Source organism: Pseudomonas sp. RL_5y_Pfl2_73 (genome assembly GCF_963970515.1).
Classification (GTDB): domain Bacteria; phylum Pseudomonadota; class Gammaproteobacteria; order Pseudomonadales; family Pseudomonadaceae; genus Aquipseudomonas.
Genome location: NZ_CAXAPD010000002.1, coordinates 310,644 through 326,490 on the forward strand (window position 1 = coordinate 310,644; position 15,847 = coordinate 326,490).

The 15,847-nt window shown below is 59.9% G+C and carries 12 protein-coding genes and 2 pseudogenes; 4 read left to right on the forward strand and 10 right to left on the reverse strand.

Annotated features, from left to right (window positions below; translation table 11 throughout):
* Positions 1-354 precede the first annotated feature (354 nt).
* Positions 355-1,983 carry a glucan biosynthesis protein D gene (locus AACY42_RS03255; protein ID WP_339476427.1) on the forward strand — a complete coding sequence of 543 codons (1,629 nt, stop codon included), beginning with the start codon at positions 355-357 and terminating at the stop codon, positions 1,981-1,983.
* Positions 1,984-2,188: 205 nt separating this feature from the next.
* On the opposite strand, the gene AACY42_RS03260 is transcribed toward AACY42_RS03255, so the two are convergent.
* The 3 genes from AACY42_RS03260 to AACY42_RS03270 form a co-directional block, all read right to left on the reverse strand.
* Complete coding sequence (locus AACY42_RS03260; protein WP_339476429.1) at positions 2,189-3,295, reverse strand: NADH:flavin oxidoreductase/NADH oxidase; 1,107 nt, start codon at positions 3,293-3,295, stop codon at positions 2,189-2,191.
* Between the two features lie 365 nt (positions 3,296-3,660).
* Positions 3,661-5,370: a single-stranded-DNA-specific exonuclease RecJ gene (gene recJ, locus AACY42_RS03265; protein ID WP_339476432.1), complete on the reverse strand. Its 1,710-nt coding sequence runs from the start codon at positions 5,368-5,370 to the stop codon at positions 3,661-3,663.
* Between the two features lie 182 nt (positions 5,371-5,552).
* Complete coding sequence (locus AACY42_RS03270; protein ID WP_003198109.1) at positions 5,553-6,095, reverse strand: YaeQ family protein; 543 nt, start codon at positions 6,093-6,095, stop codon at positions 5,553-5,555.
* Between the two features lie 147 nt (positions 6,096-6,242).
* Here AACY42_RS03270 and AACY42_RS03275 point away from each other — a divergent pair, with 147 nt between their 5' ends.
* The gene (locus AACY42_RS03275; protein WP_339476436.1) at positions 6,243-7,442 is read left to right on the forward strand and encodes a CaiB/BaiF CoA transferase family protein; all 1,200 of its coding nucleotides are present in this window, start codon (positions 6,243-6,245) and stop codon (positions 7,440-7,442) included.
* Positions 7,443-8,191: 749 nt separating this feature from the next.
* Here AACY42_RS03275 and AACY42_RS03280 read toward each other — a convergent pair.
* From AACY42_RS03280 to AACY42_RS03305, 6 genes and pseudogenes are all read right to left on the reverse strand, one after another.
* Positions 8,192-8,512, reverse strand: coding sequence for a DUF3509 domain-containing protein (locus AACY42_RS03280; RefSeq protein ID WP_339476439.1), 321 nt, complete (start codon positions 8,510-8,512; stop codon positions 8,192-8,194).
* Between the two features lie 184 nt (positions 8,513-8,696).
* The gene (locus AACY42_RS03285; RefSeq protein WP_339476442.1) at positions 8,697-10,064 is read right to left on the reverse strand and encodes a transporter substrate-binding domain-containing protein; all 1,368 of its coding nucleotides are present in this window, start codon (positions 10,062-10,064) and stop codon (positions 8,697-8,699) included.
* Between the two features lie 120 nt (positions 10,065-10,184).
* The gene (gene thrC / locus AACY42_RS03290) at positions 10,185-11,594 is read right to left on the reverse strand and encodes a threonine synthase (protein WP_339476445.1); all 1,410 of its coding nucleotides are present in this window, start codon (positions 11,592-11,594) and stop codon (positions 10,185-10,187) included.
* A 105-nt stretch (positions 11,595-11,699) separates the two neighbouring features.
* On the reverse strand, positions 11,700-13,004 hold the full coding sequence (locus AACY42_RS03295) for a homoserine dehydrogenase (protein WP_339476448.1): 1,305 nt from the start codon (positions 13,002-13,004) through the stop codon (positions 11,700-11,702).
* A 132-nt stretch (positions 13,005-13,136) separates the two neighbouring features.
* Positions 13,137-13,868 (reverse strand): bifunctional protein-disulfide isomerase/oxidoreductase DsbC, encoded by a 732-nt coding sequence (dsbC, locus tag AACY42_RS03300; protein WP_339476451.1) that lies wholly within the window; start codon positions 13,866-13,868, stop codon positions 13,137-13,139.
* A gap of 299 nt (positions 13,869-14,167) precedes the next feature.
* A pseudogene (locus AACY42_RS03305) lies at positions 14,168-14,281 on the reverse strand (site-specific tyrosine recombinase XerD); the annotation flags it as partial.
* Between the two features lie 381 nt (positions 14,282-14,662).
* Here AACY42_RS03305 and AACY42_RS03310 point away from each other — a divergent pair.
* Both AACY42_RS03310 and AACY42_RS03315 read left to right on the forward strand, forming a co-directional pair.
* The gene (locus AACY42_RS03310) at positions 14,663-15,229 is read left to right on the forward strand and encodes a hypothetical protein (protein WP_339476454.1); all 567 of its coding nucleotides are present in this window, start codon (positions 14,663-14,665) and stop codon (positions 15,227-15,229) included.
* Complete coding sequence (locus tag AACY42_RS03315; RefSeq protein WP_339476457.1) at positions 15,219-15,488, forward strand: acyl carrier protein; 270 nt, start codon at positions 15,219-15,221, stop codon at positions 15,486-15,488. Before AACY42_RS03310 ends, AACY42_RS03315 begins: the two co-directional genes overlap by 11 nt.
* Positions 15,489-15,738: 250 nt before the next feature.
* Here the strand turns inward: AACY42_RS03315 and AACY42_RS03320 are convergent.
* Positions 15,739-15,847 (reverse strand): annotated as a pseudogene (locus AACY42_RS03320) (site-specific tyrosine recombinase XerD); the annotation flags it as partial.

Genomic DNA, 15,847 nt, shown 5'->3' on the forward strand with positions numbered 1-15,847 from the left:
CCTTCTTTACGTCGTGATTGGCCTGATAGCGCCTGCTGAACCCGGGTTAAATCGCTTATCACGCTAAAGAATAGGGAGGATTCAAAGCGTGAAAAGAGGGTTTTAGAGTAATTAGTCAAAAAAAGTCGAAAACGACATAAAAAAAGAAATAACTGTAAGAAAATTTGACCACGCCACGCTTTCCTTTCTCTCCAAGCCCGACTTTCACCTATGATTTTTCGCCTCGGTGAACCGATCCAGCGCTCAGGCATCTGTTCTTACGTTCGTCGCGTTTGGCCAAAGGCATGTCCGAACTCCCTTATCAGTCTCTATTGCCAGGATCGGCTCGGGATTGTTTCGAGAAAGGTTGTATTTATGCACCGCAGGAATTTGCTCAAGGCCTCCATGGCCTTCGCCGCCTACACCGGGCTGTCGGCCTCCGGGCTCATGGCCGCACGCGCCTGGGCCGCCGATCAGACGGCCGACGGCGAAGCCCGTCCCTTCGATTTCAACGGTTTGAAGGATCAGGCCCGACGGCTGGCCGAGAGCCGCTATGTCGACACCAAGCAAGTACTGCCAGAAACCCTGGCCCTGATGTCGCCGCTGCAGTTCAACGCCATCCAGTACGACGCCAACCACTCCCTGTGGAATGACTTGGACGGACGGCAGTTGGACGCGCAGTTCTTCCACGTTGGCATGGGTTTCAAACAGCCGGTGCGCATGTACAGCGTCAATACGAAGACCCGTATGGCCCGTGAGGTGCACTTCCGTCCGGAACTGTTCAACTATGAGAAAACCACGGTCAACACCGCGCAACTGACGGGTGACCTGGGCTTCGCCGGTTTTCGCGTCTTCAAGGCGCCGGAGCTGGACCGGCACGACATCGTTTCGTTTCTGGGGGCCAGCTACTTCCGTGCCGTGGACGCCCGCGGCCAGTACGGGCTATCGGCCCGCGGCCTGGCCATTGACACCTATGCAAAGAAGCATGAGGAGTTCCCGGACTTCACCCAGTTCTGGTTCGAAACCCCGGAAAAGAACAGCACCCAGTTCGTGGTCTATGCCCTGCTCGACTCCCCCAGCGCCACCGGTGCCTATCGGTTTGACATCGATTGCCAGCCGACCCGGGTGGTGATGGAGATCGACGCACACATCAATGCCCGTACCGCCATCGAACAACTGGGGATCGCGCCCATGACCAGCATGTTCAGCTGTGGCACCGTCGAGCGGCGCATGTGCGACACCATTCACCCGCAAATCCACGACTCCGACCGGCTGGCCATGTGGCGCGGCAACGGCGAGTGGGTGTGCCGTCCGCTAAACAACCCCGCCACCCTGCAATTCAACGCTTTCGCCGACAAGGACCCGAAAGGCTTCGGCCTGGTGCAGACCGACCACGACTTTGCCAGCTACCAGGACACCGTGGACTGGTACAGCAAGCGCCCAAGCCTGTGGGTCGAACCGACGACGGCCTGGGGCGAAGGCTCGGTGGACTTGCTGGAGATTCCTACCACCGGCGAAACCCTGGACAACATTGTCGCGTTCTGGACGCCGAAAAAGCCGGTGGCCGCCGGTGACTCGCTGAACTATGGCTACAAGCTCTACTGGAGTGCGCTGCCGCCGGTCAGCACGGACCTGGCCCGCGTCGACGCCACCCGCTCAGGCATGGGCGGCTTCGTCGAAGGCTGGGCACCGGGCGAGCATTACCCAACCGTCTGGGCCCGTCGCTTTGCCGTGGACTTCAGCGGCGGCGGCCTCGACCAACTGCCGCCGGGCACTGGCATCGAACCGGTGGTGACCTGCTCCCACGGTGAAGTGAAGGACTTCAACGTGTTAGTGCTGGATGCGATCAAGGGCTACCGCATCACCTTCGACTGGCACCCGACCGACGACAGTGTGGAGCCAGTGCAGATGCGCCTGTTCATTCGCACCGAGGACCGCACCTTGAGCGAGACCTGGTTGTACCAGTACTTCCCGCCGGCGCCGGATAAGCGTAAGTATCCCTGAGCCCTGCTGCGTCAGGAATGACGCCTTCGCGAGCAGGCTCGCTCCCACATTGAGTCTTGTTGTGAACACTCTCTGCGCCACACAACAGATCCACTGTGGGAGCGAGCCAGCTCGCGATGAGGCCGGTACAAGCACTAAATCTTTCAATCAAATAAACAAAAAGCCCCGGCCAAATCGACCGGGGCTTTTTGTTTTAGCGTGACACTCAATCGCGCAAATCCGACTCATGAATCGGCTGGTCCCGATGCGTGGCCCGCTGGTACTGTGCCGGCCACGTGGCCTTGCGGCCGCCCAGGTCATCATCGGCATGCAGGGCCCAGTACGGATCGCGCAACAATTCGCGTGCCAGGAAAATGATGTCGGCCTGGCAGGTGCGCAGGATGTGTTCGGCCTGGGCCGGCTCGGTGATCATGCCGACGGTGCCGGTGGCGATTTCCGACTCTTTGCGCACCCGTTCGGCAAAGCGTGTCTGGTAACCCGGGCCGGTTGGAATTTCCGCATTGGCGGCCGTGCCACCCGATGACACATCGATCAAGTCCACCCCCAATGCCCTGAATCGCCGCGCCAGCTCCACGGTCTCATCCGGGTTCCAACCGTCCTCGACCCAATCGGTGGCGGAGACGCGAACGAACACCGGCAGCTGTTCAGGCCATACGGCCCGGATCGCCTCGGTGACTTGCAGCACCAAGCGGATGCGGTTCTCGAACGAGCCACCGTATTGATCGCGCCGCTGATTGCTCAAGGGCGACAGGAATTGATGCAGCAGATAACCATGGGCCGCATGGACCTCGATCACTTTGAAGCCGGCCGTGAGGGCGCGCTTGGCCGACTCCACGAAGGCCTGGATCACACCGGCGATCTGCCCTTCGTCCAACTGCACCGGCTGAGTGTGTTGCGGGTCGAAGGCAATCGGTGATGGGCCGACCGGAACCCAGCCGCCGTCCGCCGGTTTTACGCTGCCATGCTTGCCCAGCCAGGGTCGCCAGGTGCTGGCCTTGCGTCCGGCATGGGCCAGTTGTATGCCCGGCACGGCCCCTTGGGCGGTGATGAAACGGGTGATGCGTTGCAAGGGTTCGATCTGCTCATCATTCCACAGCCCCAGGTCTTGGGCGGTGATGCGCCCCTCGGCGGTGACGGCGGTGGCTTCGGTGAACACCAGGCCGGCACCACCCACGGCACGGCAGCCCAAGTGCACCAGGTGCCAATCGTTGGCTAGGCCATCGGTGCTCGAATACTGGCACATCGGCGATACCGCGATACGATTGGGCAGGGTCAATTGGCGAAGGGTATAGGGTTCCAGCAGCAGACTCATGGGGCACCTCTCGAATCAGTGGGCAGGCTCCAGGGTTCTGTTTGAAAAGTCGACGAGTGACAAAAGGTGCAACACCCGCCCCCGCGGGCAAAAAACTCGACAAGACGTCACAAGGGCTATCAAGCAGTGCTTAGAGCCTAGTCGACAACCCGCAAGGACGGAGGGTTCAGAACTTAAAAATCGACGGTGTGGCGCATTGGGTCTGTAGGCGCTGCCGAAGGCTGCGATCTTCTGATTTTGAGCTTTACTGAATACTCAATTGAATTTGGAAAGATCGCCGCCTCGCTTCGTGAGGCAGCTCCTACAGCCTCCAGTGGGAGCAAGCTCCCTCGCCACAGAGTCCGGACGCCAGATCAGGGCTGTGCCTATCGCGGCTCGATATGGGCAATCATCAACTGCACCGTTTCCTGACCGCGGAACTCGTTGAGGTCGAGTTTGTAGGCCAGTTCCACCCAACGCACCGTAGGGTTGGGCCAGATCTCGCGGTCGATGCCAAAGGCAATACCATCGAGTTTCACCGAGCCGCACTCGCTCTTGAGGATGACCTTCAGGTGCCGTTCGCCCACCACGCGCTGTTCGACCAACTGGAACACGCCATGAAACATCGGCTCCGGGAAATGCTGGCCCCAGGGACCGGCATGACGCAGCGCCCGAGCCAGCTCCAGGTGGAATTCCTCCACCGCCAAGGTGCCATCCGACAACAGTCGGCCGGTCAGGTCTTCTTCGCGCAACTGCCGGCGCACCTCCGCGTCGAACGCCTCGGCAAACAACGGAAAATTCGCTTCCGGCAGCGTCAGCCCCGCCGCCATGGCGTGACCGCCGTACTTGCTGATCAGGGTGGGATGCTGCGCCGCCACCACGCTCAGCGCATCGCGAATGTGAAAGCCCGGCACCGAGCGCCCCGAGCCCTTGAGCAAACCGTCCCCGGCATCGGCAAAGGCAATGGTCGGCCGGAAATAGCGCTCTTTCATCCGCGAAGCGAGGATGCCGATGACCCCTTGGTGCCACTGCGGATCGAACAGGCACAAACCGAATGGCATCGACTCCACCGGCAGGTCCTTGAGCTGAGCCAGGGCTTCGCGCTGCATGCCCTGCTCGATGGATTTGCGGTCCTGGTTCATGCCGTCCAGTTGCGCCGCCATCTCCCGCGCCAGGGCCGGGTCGTCGGTGAGCAGGCATTCGATGCCCAGGCTCATGTCGTCCAGGCGCCCCGCCGCATTCAGACGTGGCCCGAGGATAAATCCGAGGTCGGTGGAGGTAATCCGCGACGCGTCGCGCTTGGCGACTTCCAGGATCGCCTTGATACCGGGCCGGGCACGCCCGGCGCGAATCCGTTCCAGACCCTGGTGCACCAGGATGCGGTTATTCGCGTCCAGCGGCACCACGTCGGCCACGCTGCCCAGGGCCACCAGGTCGAGCAATTCACCAATGTTCGGCTGAGGTGTACTGGCATACCACCCCAGGCTGCGTAAACGGGCGCGCAGCGCCATCAGCACATAAAAAATGACGCCGACACCGGCCAGGGCCTTGCTCGGAAACTCGCAACCCGGCTGGTTCGGATTGACGATGGCATCGGCAGCCGGCAGTTCGAGGCCGGGCAAGTGGTGGTCGGTGACCAGTACCTGGAGCCCTGCCGCTTTCGCCGCCGCCACACCTTCCACGCTGGAGATGCCGTTATCCACGGTGATCAGCAACTGCGGTTCGCGGGCCAGGGCAACTTCGACGATTTCCGGGGTCAGCCCGTAGCCATATTCGAAGCGATTGGGCACCAGGTAATCGACATGGGCCGCACCGAGCAGGCGCAACCCCAGCATGCCCACGGTGCTGGCGGTCGCGCCATCGGCATCGAAGTCCCCCACGATCAGGATACGCTGGCGCTGCTCCAGCGCCGTCACCAGCAGATCCACCGCGGCCTCGATCCCCTTGAGACGCTGAAAGGGAATCAAGCGCGCCAGGCTCTTGTCCAGTTCAGCCTCTGACTGCACACCACGCGCCGCGTACAGGCGGGTCAACAGGGGCGGCAGGTCACCGAGAAATGGCAGGGTGTCGGGCAGTGGGCGGGGTTCTATGCGCATGGGGAACGGACGTTTCTCTATTTTTTTGTAGGAATCGCAGACTGTGACAAGAGCGCTTGCTCACGCTGGACCCCGTAGGAGCTGCCGAAGGCTGCGATCTTTTGATCTTTCGCGAGACTCAAGCCCCAGGGGAAAGATCGCAGCCTCGCTTCGCTCGGCAGCTCCTACAGGGCCCAGTGGGCTCAACCACGCTCGCCCAGCAACCATTGCAGTTGGACTTCATGCTGGCCACGGTCGTCGGTCACGAAAATCGTGCCCTCGCTGATCATCACGTCCCACTTGATCACCCGGGGCATGTCCTGGGCCAGAGTTTCGAGCACTTCCTGGGGCACGGCGGCGATGTTGACGTTTTTCAGGTTCTTGACCGCCGGGATCACCTTGCCTTCCCAGACCCGCAGGCTGCCGTAGGCCAGCAGGCTGGTGCGCTCGGTCCGGCGCGAGCACCAGGTCAGGCGATCGGCATCCGGCTGACCGACTTCGATCCAGTGCAGCACACGGTCATCCAGGCTTTTTTCCCACAGCGCAGGCTCGTCGACGTCTGACAGACCACGACCAAACGCCAGCAGTTCGTTGTACCAGAACGCGTAGGCCAGCAGGCGCACGGTCATGCGCTCTTCGGTTTCCGAAGGATGGCGGGCGATGGTCTGCTTCACATTCTCATACACATTGCGGTCGAGATCGGTGAGGTTCAGTTCAAACTTGTAAGTCGTGGACGGCTGGGCCATGAACGGGCTTCTTGATACGAGGAAAGGCGGCAAGTCTAACCGATGACACGGACAATCCACGAATTGCCGACCATCAACCTGCGGCGACCAGCCTTGGCCTATGATAAAACGCTCTATTCGTTCTGCCTTTGTCCTACAGGATCTGTCATGTCGATTACTGTCAAACCCCTTGCCGGCGTCAAAGTCATCGAACTCGGCACCTTGATCGCCGGGCCCTTCGCCTCGCGCATCTGCGGCGAATTCGGTGCCGAAGTCATCAAGGTCGAATCGCCCGACGGCGGTGACCCCCTGCGCAAGTGGCGCAAGTTGTACGAAGGCACCTCGCTGTGGTGGTTCGTCCAGGCACGCAACAAGAAGTCCCTGACCTTGAACCTCAAGCATCCCGAAGGCCTGGCGATCCTGAAAAAACTGATCGGCGAAGCCGATATCCTGATCGAGAATTTTCGCCCCGGCGTACTGGAAAAGCTCGGCCTGGACTGGGATGTCCTGCATGCACTGAACCCGAAACTGGTGATGGTGCGGCTTTCGGGCTTCGGCCAGACCGGGCCGATGAAGGATCAACCGGGGTTTGGCGCGGTGGGCGAATCCATGGGCGGCCTGCGCTACATCACCGGGTTCGAGGACCGTCCGCCGGTACGCACCGGGATTTCCATCGGCGACTCCATCGCCGCCCTCTGGGGCGTGATTGGCGCATTGATGGCCCTGCGTCACCGCGAGATCAATGGCGGAACCGGGCAAGTGGTGGACGTGGCCTTGTACGAGGCAATTTTCGCCATGATGGAAAGCATGGTGCCGGAGTTCGACGTGTTCGGTTTCATCCGTGAGCGCACCGGCAACATCATGCCCGGCATCACCCCTTCGTCCATCCACACCAGCGCCGACGGCAAGCACGTGCAGATTGGTGCCAACGGCGACGCGATCTTCAAGCGCTTCATGCAGATCATTGGCCGTGACGACCTGGCCAATGACCCGCAACTGGCCAGCAACGATGGCCGTGACAGCCGCCGCGACGAGCTGTACGGCGTCATCGATCGCTGGGTCAACTCGCTACCGCTCGACAGCGTTATCGACCAATTGAACCAGGCCGGGGTGCCGGCCAGTCGGATCTTCAGTGCCGAGGACATGTTCAGCGACCCGCAGTTTCTGGCCCGTGAGATGTTCCTGCAGGCCAAGTTGCCGGACGGCAAGGCGTTCAAGATGCCGGGGATCGTACCGAAACTTTCCGACACCCCGGGCACCTCTGAATGGGTCGGGCCGGCGCTGGGTGAACACAATGCACAAGTGCTCGGTGAGCTTGGCTACGATGCACAGCAGATCGCCAAGCTGCGCACCGACGGGGCGATTTGACGCCCTGTAGGGGCCTGTCACCGAAGATCAAACGGTGGGAGCGAGCTTGCTCACGATAGCGTCCGCTCAGTCGACTTGATGTTGACTGACACACCGCAATCGCGAGCAAGCTCGCTCCCACATTAGGATTGGTTTCACCCGGGAGAATCAGGTCGGCTGTCAGGCCGCCTTCGCGAGCAAGCTTTGCTCCCACAGGTCCTGCTCAAACAGATCTGAGGGGTGTACGACCAGGAGAGCCAGGCCGGCTACTAGGCCGCCTCGCGGTGGACGTTGATCTCGGCGCCCCGTTAACCACGCTGGCCGAACGCAGGCATTGCGCAGCGGGCATCCCGGCATGGATGCCGGGATAGCCGCGCTGGGCCATGGATGGCCCTTCGCGGCGGGCCCACGGAGCAATGCCTTCGTTCGGGCATGCCGAGCCTAAGCGAGGCACCGAGTGGTGGGGCAAAGCGTTTTTGGTTACTTTTGGCGCTCTTCCAAAAGTGACCCGCCGTCAGGGCGGAACCCTAAGCCGCCGTTACCGCAGCAATGGATATGTACCGACCGTCAGGCCGCCATCGCGAGCAAGCTTTGCTCCCACAACGGCTCCAGCGCCTGACAGAACACGCTAAAAACACAATCGTCAGGCAAAAAGAAACCCCGAGAAGTGGGGAGACAACTCGGGGTTAAACGTGACCACTCATGGTCCGTACAACAAGCGACAAGCACCGGAGCACAATGCTCGCTCTTGTTGTAAAAGATCTGACTCATCAGAGCGTAGGAAGGTTCCCACGAAAGCCCGGTCCATTCCCCCCGACCATGACCTTGTCACGCGCCAGATTGCGCAACGCCGCAATCACACTGGGCTCCAGGCGGCCCTCGGCAATCAGCACATCGCGATGCAGGCCATCGACCACATCCGTCAACTGACGCTTGTCGGTCAATTGGGCCTGATTGAACACTCGCTCGACCATGATGGCCCCGGAAGCATTCTTCAGCGTCACCAGGCATTCGCCCTTGGCGTCGGAGGGAGTCAGCGTGACCTGATACGGGCTCAAAGCCTCACCCAGCAATAGGCGGATACTTTCCATTCGCTCACCCTTCAATAGTCCGAAAACAACTGCGTGCTCAAAACAAGTGACCGTTGGCCGCAGCAGAAAGTTCGTCAACGCACCGAACCGGCACGCCTTCAACCTGTTCAACCGAGCATGCGCGCCCAATATGACAGGCAAACAACAACCTTCTCTTGATGACTTGATGTGGTGACGGTCGGCATCAGGCCGTGATGTCGCAACGGCGCCACCGACGCCCGGCATCAGTCCAGCCCCCCAGAATGCCGCGCAACTGCCCGTCGGCCCCATAGAAAGGCACCGACCAATGATAGATTTCCCGCAACCCGCTGCGGAACATCAATTGCCGGTTGGCAAACCGAGACTGGCCGGTGCGCAATTGTTCCATCACCTCCCCATGGAGCAACTCGGCGGTGGCCGCCGGAAATGCCGCCGAATCCGTTAGCCGCGTGCCACGCAGCTTTTCGAAGCGGGTCGCAAACCGGTCCTCATAGCTTTTGTTGCACATGATCAGGCGCCCTTCCAGATCTCGGATGAAAACCGGGTCGGGAATGGCATCCATCAAGGCCCGCTGGAGCATCAACTGGTCCTTTAGAACCGCCTCGGCCTTTAGGCGCTGGTCAACCTGTATCTGCAGCCGGCGGTTCCACAACAGGGACAAGAGGCCGAACATCACGACCACGGTCACACACCAATAACCCCAGCGAGACAGCCGCTCCCACACCGATGGCGTCTGTACGGGAGTGATGCCGGCCATCCACTTGGAACGCAGCGCGCGCATGTCCTCGGCCGGGAAGGCTTCCAGGGCTTTATTCAAGATACTCAGTAGCACGGTCAGGTCTTGGCGTACCGCGAGGTAATCGGGTTCCCACTTGCCCTCAAGGCCCCTTCCTACCTGCAATTGCCCCGCCGGATAGAGATGCACCCCGGTTTCATTTTCGATGGTGGCATAGGCTTCCCGGCTCTCGACCAATGCCCGCGCCTCGCCAAAGGTCTTGGTCGTGCGCAATTCGATGGCCGGGTGATCGCGCCTGATCTCCGCCTCCAATGCATGCCGTGCCGGTAATACCAGGACCTTACCCTCCAACTGCTCCAGCGAATGAAGGATCGACTCTCCGTCACGGCCGACGAATACCCAGCCAGAGCCGCCAAATGCGTGACTGAAACTCAGGAAATCCCTGCGTTCGTCATTCATCGCCAAGAGGGTCGTCATGTCGGCTTCGCCGTTCTCCAGCATCGTCAGCAACTCAGCGGGAGAGAACGACTCTCGATGCACGAACTCAAGGCCGGTCATTTGCGTAATGCGTTGGAGGACGTCGTGGTTCAGGCCACTCCACTGCCCCAGCTCATTCTTGAACAGGTACAACGGAAACTGCATCGTGGCCACGATGACCCGGGGGTTCTCCTTGATCCACTTCAATTCCTGCGCATCCAACTCCAGCCGTTCGCCAGGATTGAACGCCGGCGTTTCGAAAGCCGCCAACTGCGCTGCATTCCCCCCCTGCACCCAGTACATCAGGGTCAGCCCCATTAGCCAGCCCAGGGCGGGCTTGCCTTTGCTAAAAAACGACATCTGCATTTCCTTCGAGATGACTCGCCCGTCCCTCCAAGGGCGAAAACCCGATCAGTTTGGCATGCAGAAACAAGAAAGCCCGTCAGGAGACGGGCTTCAAAATGTGACAGGTTTGCGCGGTCAGAGCGGCTTGCCGCGGCTCCCATGCTGACTGACAAAGGCCTGCACGGCTTTCAAGTCGTTGGGCAACACGGTGCAACGCTCATCTCGCTCAAACAAATCAGAAAGATGCGCAGGCAGTTCGAGCGCTTTTCCTACACCGGCTTTCTCCACGGCTTCCGGGAACTTGACCGGATGCGCCGTGCCCAGGATCACCATCGGAATGTCCAGACTGCGACGGCATTCACGGGCGGCCCTGACACCGATGGCCGTGTGCGGATCGAGCAGTTCACCGCTCTGCTCGAACACCTCGGCGATGGTTTCACAGGTCTGCTCATCGTCTACGGCCAGGGAGTCGAACAACTTGCGAGCTTCGGTCCAGCGCTCAGGCTCGACGCTGAAACCGTCGCCCTGGCGGAAGCTGTCCATCAGGCCGGCAATCGTCGCACCATTGCGACCGTGCAGGTCGAACAGCAGGCGTTCGAAGTTCGACGACACCATGATGTCCATCGAAGGCGACAGCGTGGCGTGCAGGGTTTCCTTGACGTACTGGTTGCCGCTCATGAAGCGGTGCAGGATGTCGTTGCGGTTGGTGGCGACGATCAATTGATTGATCGGCAAGCCCATGTTGCGCGCCAGGTAGCCGGCGAAGATATCGCCGAAGTTGCCGGTCGGCACCGAGAACGACACGGAGCGGGCCGGGCCGCCCAATTGCAGGGCCGCATGGAAGTAATAAACGATCTGGGCCATGATCCGCGCCCAGTTGATCGAGTTCACCGCCACCAGCCGCGTGCCCTTGAGGAAGCTCTGGTCGGCGAAACTGGCCTTGACCATTTCCTGGCAGTCATCGAAGTTGCCTTCGATAGCGATGTTGTGGATGTTATCGCCGAAAATCGTCGTCATCTGCCGACGTTGCACTTCCGAGACCCGGTTGTGCGGGTGCAGGATGAAAATGTCGACGTTCTCGCAATGCTTGCAGCCTTCGATGGCCGCCGAACCGGTGTCGCCAGAGGTGGCACCGACGATCACTACACGCTCGCCACGCTTTTGCAGCACGTAGTCCAGCAAGCGACCGAGCAATTGCAGGGCGAAGTCCTTGAACGCCAGGGTGGGGCCGTGGAACAGCTCCATGACCCATTCGTTACCGTTTAGCTGACGCAGTGGTGCGATGGCGTTGTGGGAAAAAACGCCATAGGTCTCTTCCAGGATTTTCTTGAAGTCGGCGTCCGGAATGCTGCCGGTGACGAATGGGCGCATGACCCGGAACGCCAGTTCGTGATACGGCAGGCCGGCCCAGGAAGCGATTTCTTCCTGGGTGAAGCGCGGCAGGTTTTCCGGCACATAGAGACCGCCGTCCGTGGCCAGGCCGGCCAGGAGGACATCTTCGAAATTCAGGGCCGGTGCCTGGCCGCGGGTGCTGATATAGCGCATGGGGCAAACCTTCGGTTTGGGCTTCAAGCGTTGAAGCTGCAAGCGACGCATTCAAAGGCAAGTTTGCCTTCGTTCGCCACCTGCAACTTACCGCTTGCCGCTAAATTAATTCAAATGTTCAACGCGGATACGGACCACCGGGCCAACGACACCCGGGAGCGCTTCCAGCGCCGCAATCGCGTCGTTGATGCGCTGCTCGACCACACGGTGGGTCAGCAGGATCATCGGCACCAGGCCGTCGTGTTCCTCGACTTCCTTCTGCATGATCGACTCGATGTTGATGCCGCGTTCCGAGAGGATACTCGCCACTTGGGCCAGCACACCCGGATGGTCCTTGGCCTGGATGCGCAGGTAGTAGGAGCTTTCGCATGCCTCGATCGGAAGAATCGGGTGAGCCGACAGTGAGTCTGGCTGGAAGGCCAGGTGCGGCACACGGTTTTCCGGGTCCGAGGTCATGGCACGAACCACGTCCACCAGGTCGGCAATCACCGAAGAGGCCGTCGGTTCCATGCCCGCACCGGCGCCGTAGAACAGCGTCGAGCCGGAGGCGTCGCCGTTGACCATCACCGCGTTCATCACGCCGTTGACGTTGGCGATCAGGCGATCGGCCGGGATCAAGGTCGGGTGCACGCGCAGCTCGATGCCGTTGGCGGTGCTGCGCGCCACGCCCAGGTGCTTGATGCGATAGCCCAAGGCTTCGGCGTAGTTCACGTCAGCGGTGGTCAGCTTGGTGATGCCTTCGGTGTAGGCCTTGTCGAACTGCAACGGAATGCCGAACGCAATGGAGGCCAGGATCGTCAGCTTGTGCGCTGCGTCGATGCCTTCCACGTCGAACGTCGGATCAGCCTCTGCGTAGCCCAGGGCCTGGGCTTCGGCGAGCACGTCTTCGAAGGTGCGACCCTTCTCGCGCATCTCGGTGAGGATGAAGTTACCGGTGCCGTTGATGATCCCCGCAACCCAGTTGATGCGGTTGGCCGACAGGCCTTCGCGGATCGCCTTGATCACCGGGATACCACCGGCCACGGCAGCTTCGAAAGCCACGATCACGCCCTTCTCGCGGGCCTTGGCGAAAATTTCATTACCGTGAACAGCGATAAGCGCCTTGTTCGCGGTGACCACATGCTTGCCATTCTCGATGGCCTTGAGTACCAGCTCACGGGCAACGGTGTAGCCGCCGACCAGCTCTATGACGATGTCGATCTCAGGGTTCGTGGCCACTTCGAAGACATCGTTGGTAATCGCAATACCGGTCGTCTGGAACTGAGGCTTTGGCGTGCGCATGGCAATTTGTGCCACTTCGATCCCACGCCCGGCACGACGAGCAATTTCCTCGGCGTTGCGCTGAAGTACGTTGAAGGTGCCGCCACCGACGGTACCTAACCCACAGATGCCTACTTTGACCGGATTCACTCTTGACTCCCCATGAAACGGCCGACGCAAGGTCGGCCGTGAAATACAGCCGCGCAGCAACGCGACTTTGTGTTTAACGGCCCGACGAAGGTTTTCGCCGAGCCGTGATCTTCAGAAGCGGATCGCCGATGATCATTTTGCGCCCAGGGCCAGTTTGGCGACTTGTGGCGCCGGCTGGTAGCCCGGAATCACCTGGCCGTCGGCCAAAACGATGGCCGGCGTGCCGTTCACACCAATGGACTGGCCAAGGGCGAACTGCTTGGAAACCGGGTTCTCGCACTTGGCGGCCTTGATTTCCTTGCCATCGACCATCTTGTCCATGGCCGCTTTCTTGTCCTTGGAGCACCAGACCGCCTGCAACTGCTCATCGCCCGGCGAGCCCAGGCCTTGGCGCGGGAACGCAACATAGCGCACTTCGATGCCACGCTTGTTCAGCTCCGGCACTTCGGCATGCAGCTTGTGGCAATACGGGCAGGTGGTGTCGGTGAACACGGTGATGTGGGACTTGGTTTCACCAATCGCCGGATAGACCACGGTTTCAGCGACTGGAATGCCGTTGATCAACTTGGAAATGCCCTGGCGCTCGGTCATCTCGGTGAGATTGACCGGCTTGCCGCCCTTGAGCTCGAACAGGTTGCCCTGGACGATGTATTGACCGTCGGCGCTGGCGTAGAGCACGCGGCTACCCTTGAGCTTGACCTCATACAGGCCGGCCATGGGACTGGCCGAGATGGTTTCGATCGGCACTTCGAGCTGAAGGTTTTCCAGGCTCTTGCGGATAGCCTTGTCGGCCGCGTCGTCGGCGATGGCAAAGGTACTGGCCAACGCAATGGCGGCGGCGGTGAATATCTGGATCAAACGCATGGGGACTCCTGAGGCGAACAAATGAGACGGGAAACGCCGACCCGCAGATTCGGGTTCCAACCGCCCACTGTGCAAACTGACAGAGCCTACCACATAAGGTCTGCGTGACCGAATGCCGCTGACGCACGACAACACACAACGAACAGTTATCAAAATCCTGTGGCGAGGGAGCTTGCTCCCGCTCGGCTGCGCAGCAGCCGCAAATGGAACTCTCTTTTTTGGAAAGCAGTGGCGTCTGTAACAGGGGCGCTTCGCGCCCAGCGGGAGCAAGCTCCCTCGCCACAAAAACGGAGCACCGTTCAGCCCCGCGGATGATGCTTGGCATGCAAGTCCTGCAACCGCGCCCGGGCGACGTGGGTGTAGATCTGGGTGGTGGACAGGTCGCTGTGGCCGAGCAGCATCTGCACCACCCACCTGGTTTTGCAATGCTGGATAACAGATGACGTGAACGGCCACCCGGTCTGACGACAACCCTGGGCTCCCACACGGCCATAAGGCCGCTCCCCAAATAAGGATCGTCGTGCATCGAGTTCTCATCGAAGCGCGGGGCCTATACCCCCTCTCAGACGCCGGATAGATGAAAGCAAGCCAAACACGCATCAAGAACAGCGTTGCAGAAAAGGGGGTAACCATAGATATGGGAGCTGAGCTGCTCGCGATGGCGGTGGGTCAGCCGCCGCTGTAGGCCGATTCCGCAAGCGGCGTCAGACTCATCTAATTAAGGCGCCCATGGAAATACTTGTTCTCTATTCCCCTAACATTTACGCGAGGCCAAAAAGACAAGGAACGCCAAAATGCAGGAAAAGGATCTAGCGACCGCAATCATGCAGAGCACTTTCGAACTCAAGCGCGAAGGCATTGATTTGGGGCCTCATACGCGCATCGCATTTGACATCAACAGTTCATTGACGAGCTGCCCCGCCGTGATGTTGTTGCCAACGCCTATCGGGACAATTTCTGCACGCAACTACGAGGTTTTCGAATCTTTCAGTACTGTCCAACGGACTCCCGACACTACTATCGAAAATCTCTGGAAATGCACTCAGGATCATTATGGCCTGACGGCCGCAACAGCTTTAACGGCAGCTGCCGGGATACCTATCAGTAAGGTATCGGTGGGAGCCTGGACTCATGTCGGCGCCAGTAAAACGACGAACTTGGCGAGCTATATCGGTTGGAGATTTTTCCCACGGACCTTGATCAGGCAACCTGCCGCGGCTCGAGTGGCAAAGGCGACGTTCGGTACTGTACGTGTTTTCGGCATTATTGGACGAGGCATCCCGTTTGTCGCTGCGGGCCTGGCAGTCTTTGATCTGGTCAGTATCGGCCTATGTGCCTACGAGGCAAAAAATGGAAAATAACCAAAGTCGGGAAGTACTCACCAAGAGAGTCATCCAGTTGTTCGTCGAAACAATCGGTTTTATCGACTCGGCGCAAATGACAGAGCAGACCGATTTCATTCATGACTTCAAGATCATCGATGACGACCTGGCTTGCTTTGTCATGCAAGTGGAATGGCAGTTCGAGTTGCGATCCTCGCAGGAAGATTGGAATTCCATAACAACAATTGGACAAATCGTCGACTTGATACTCCGTCAATCCAACAACCTGGAATCCTGATTACTTGGGCAATGCTTGGCGTGATCCTGCACCACGCCCGGGCGACAAGGGGTGTACATCCCTCACATGCGTTCCAGGTGCTCGCCGATTTTGCGCCCACCACAAATTCCCCGTGGAGCTGAGCTTGCTCGCGATGGCGGTGGGTCAGCCTGCATTGATGCTGAAGATACCGCTGTCATCACGAGCAAGCACGCTCCCACATGGAGATCTTGAAGCACTCATCAATCAGAGGCTCACCCTGAGGATTTCTTCAGCCCCGCGGATGATGCTTGGCATGCAAGTCCTGCAACCGCGCCCGGGTGACGTGGGTGTAGATCTGGGTGGTGGACAGGTCGCTGTGGCCGAGCAACATCTGCACC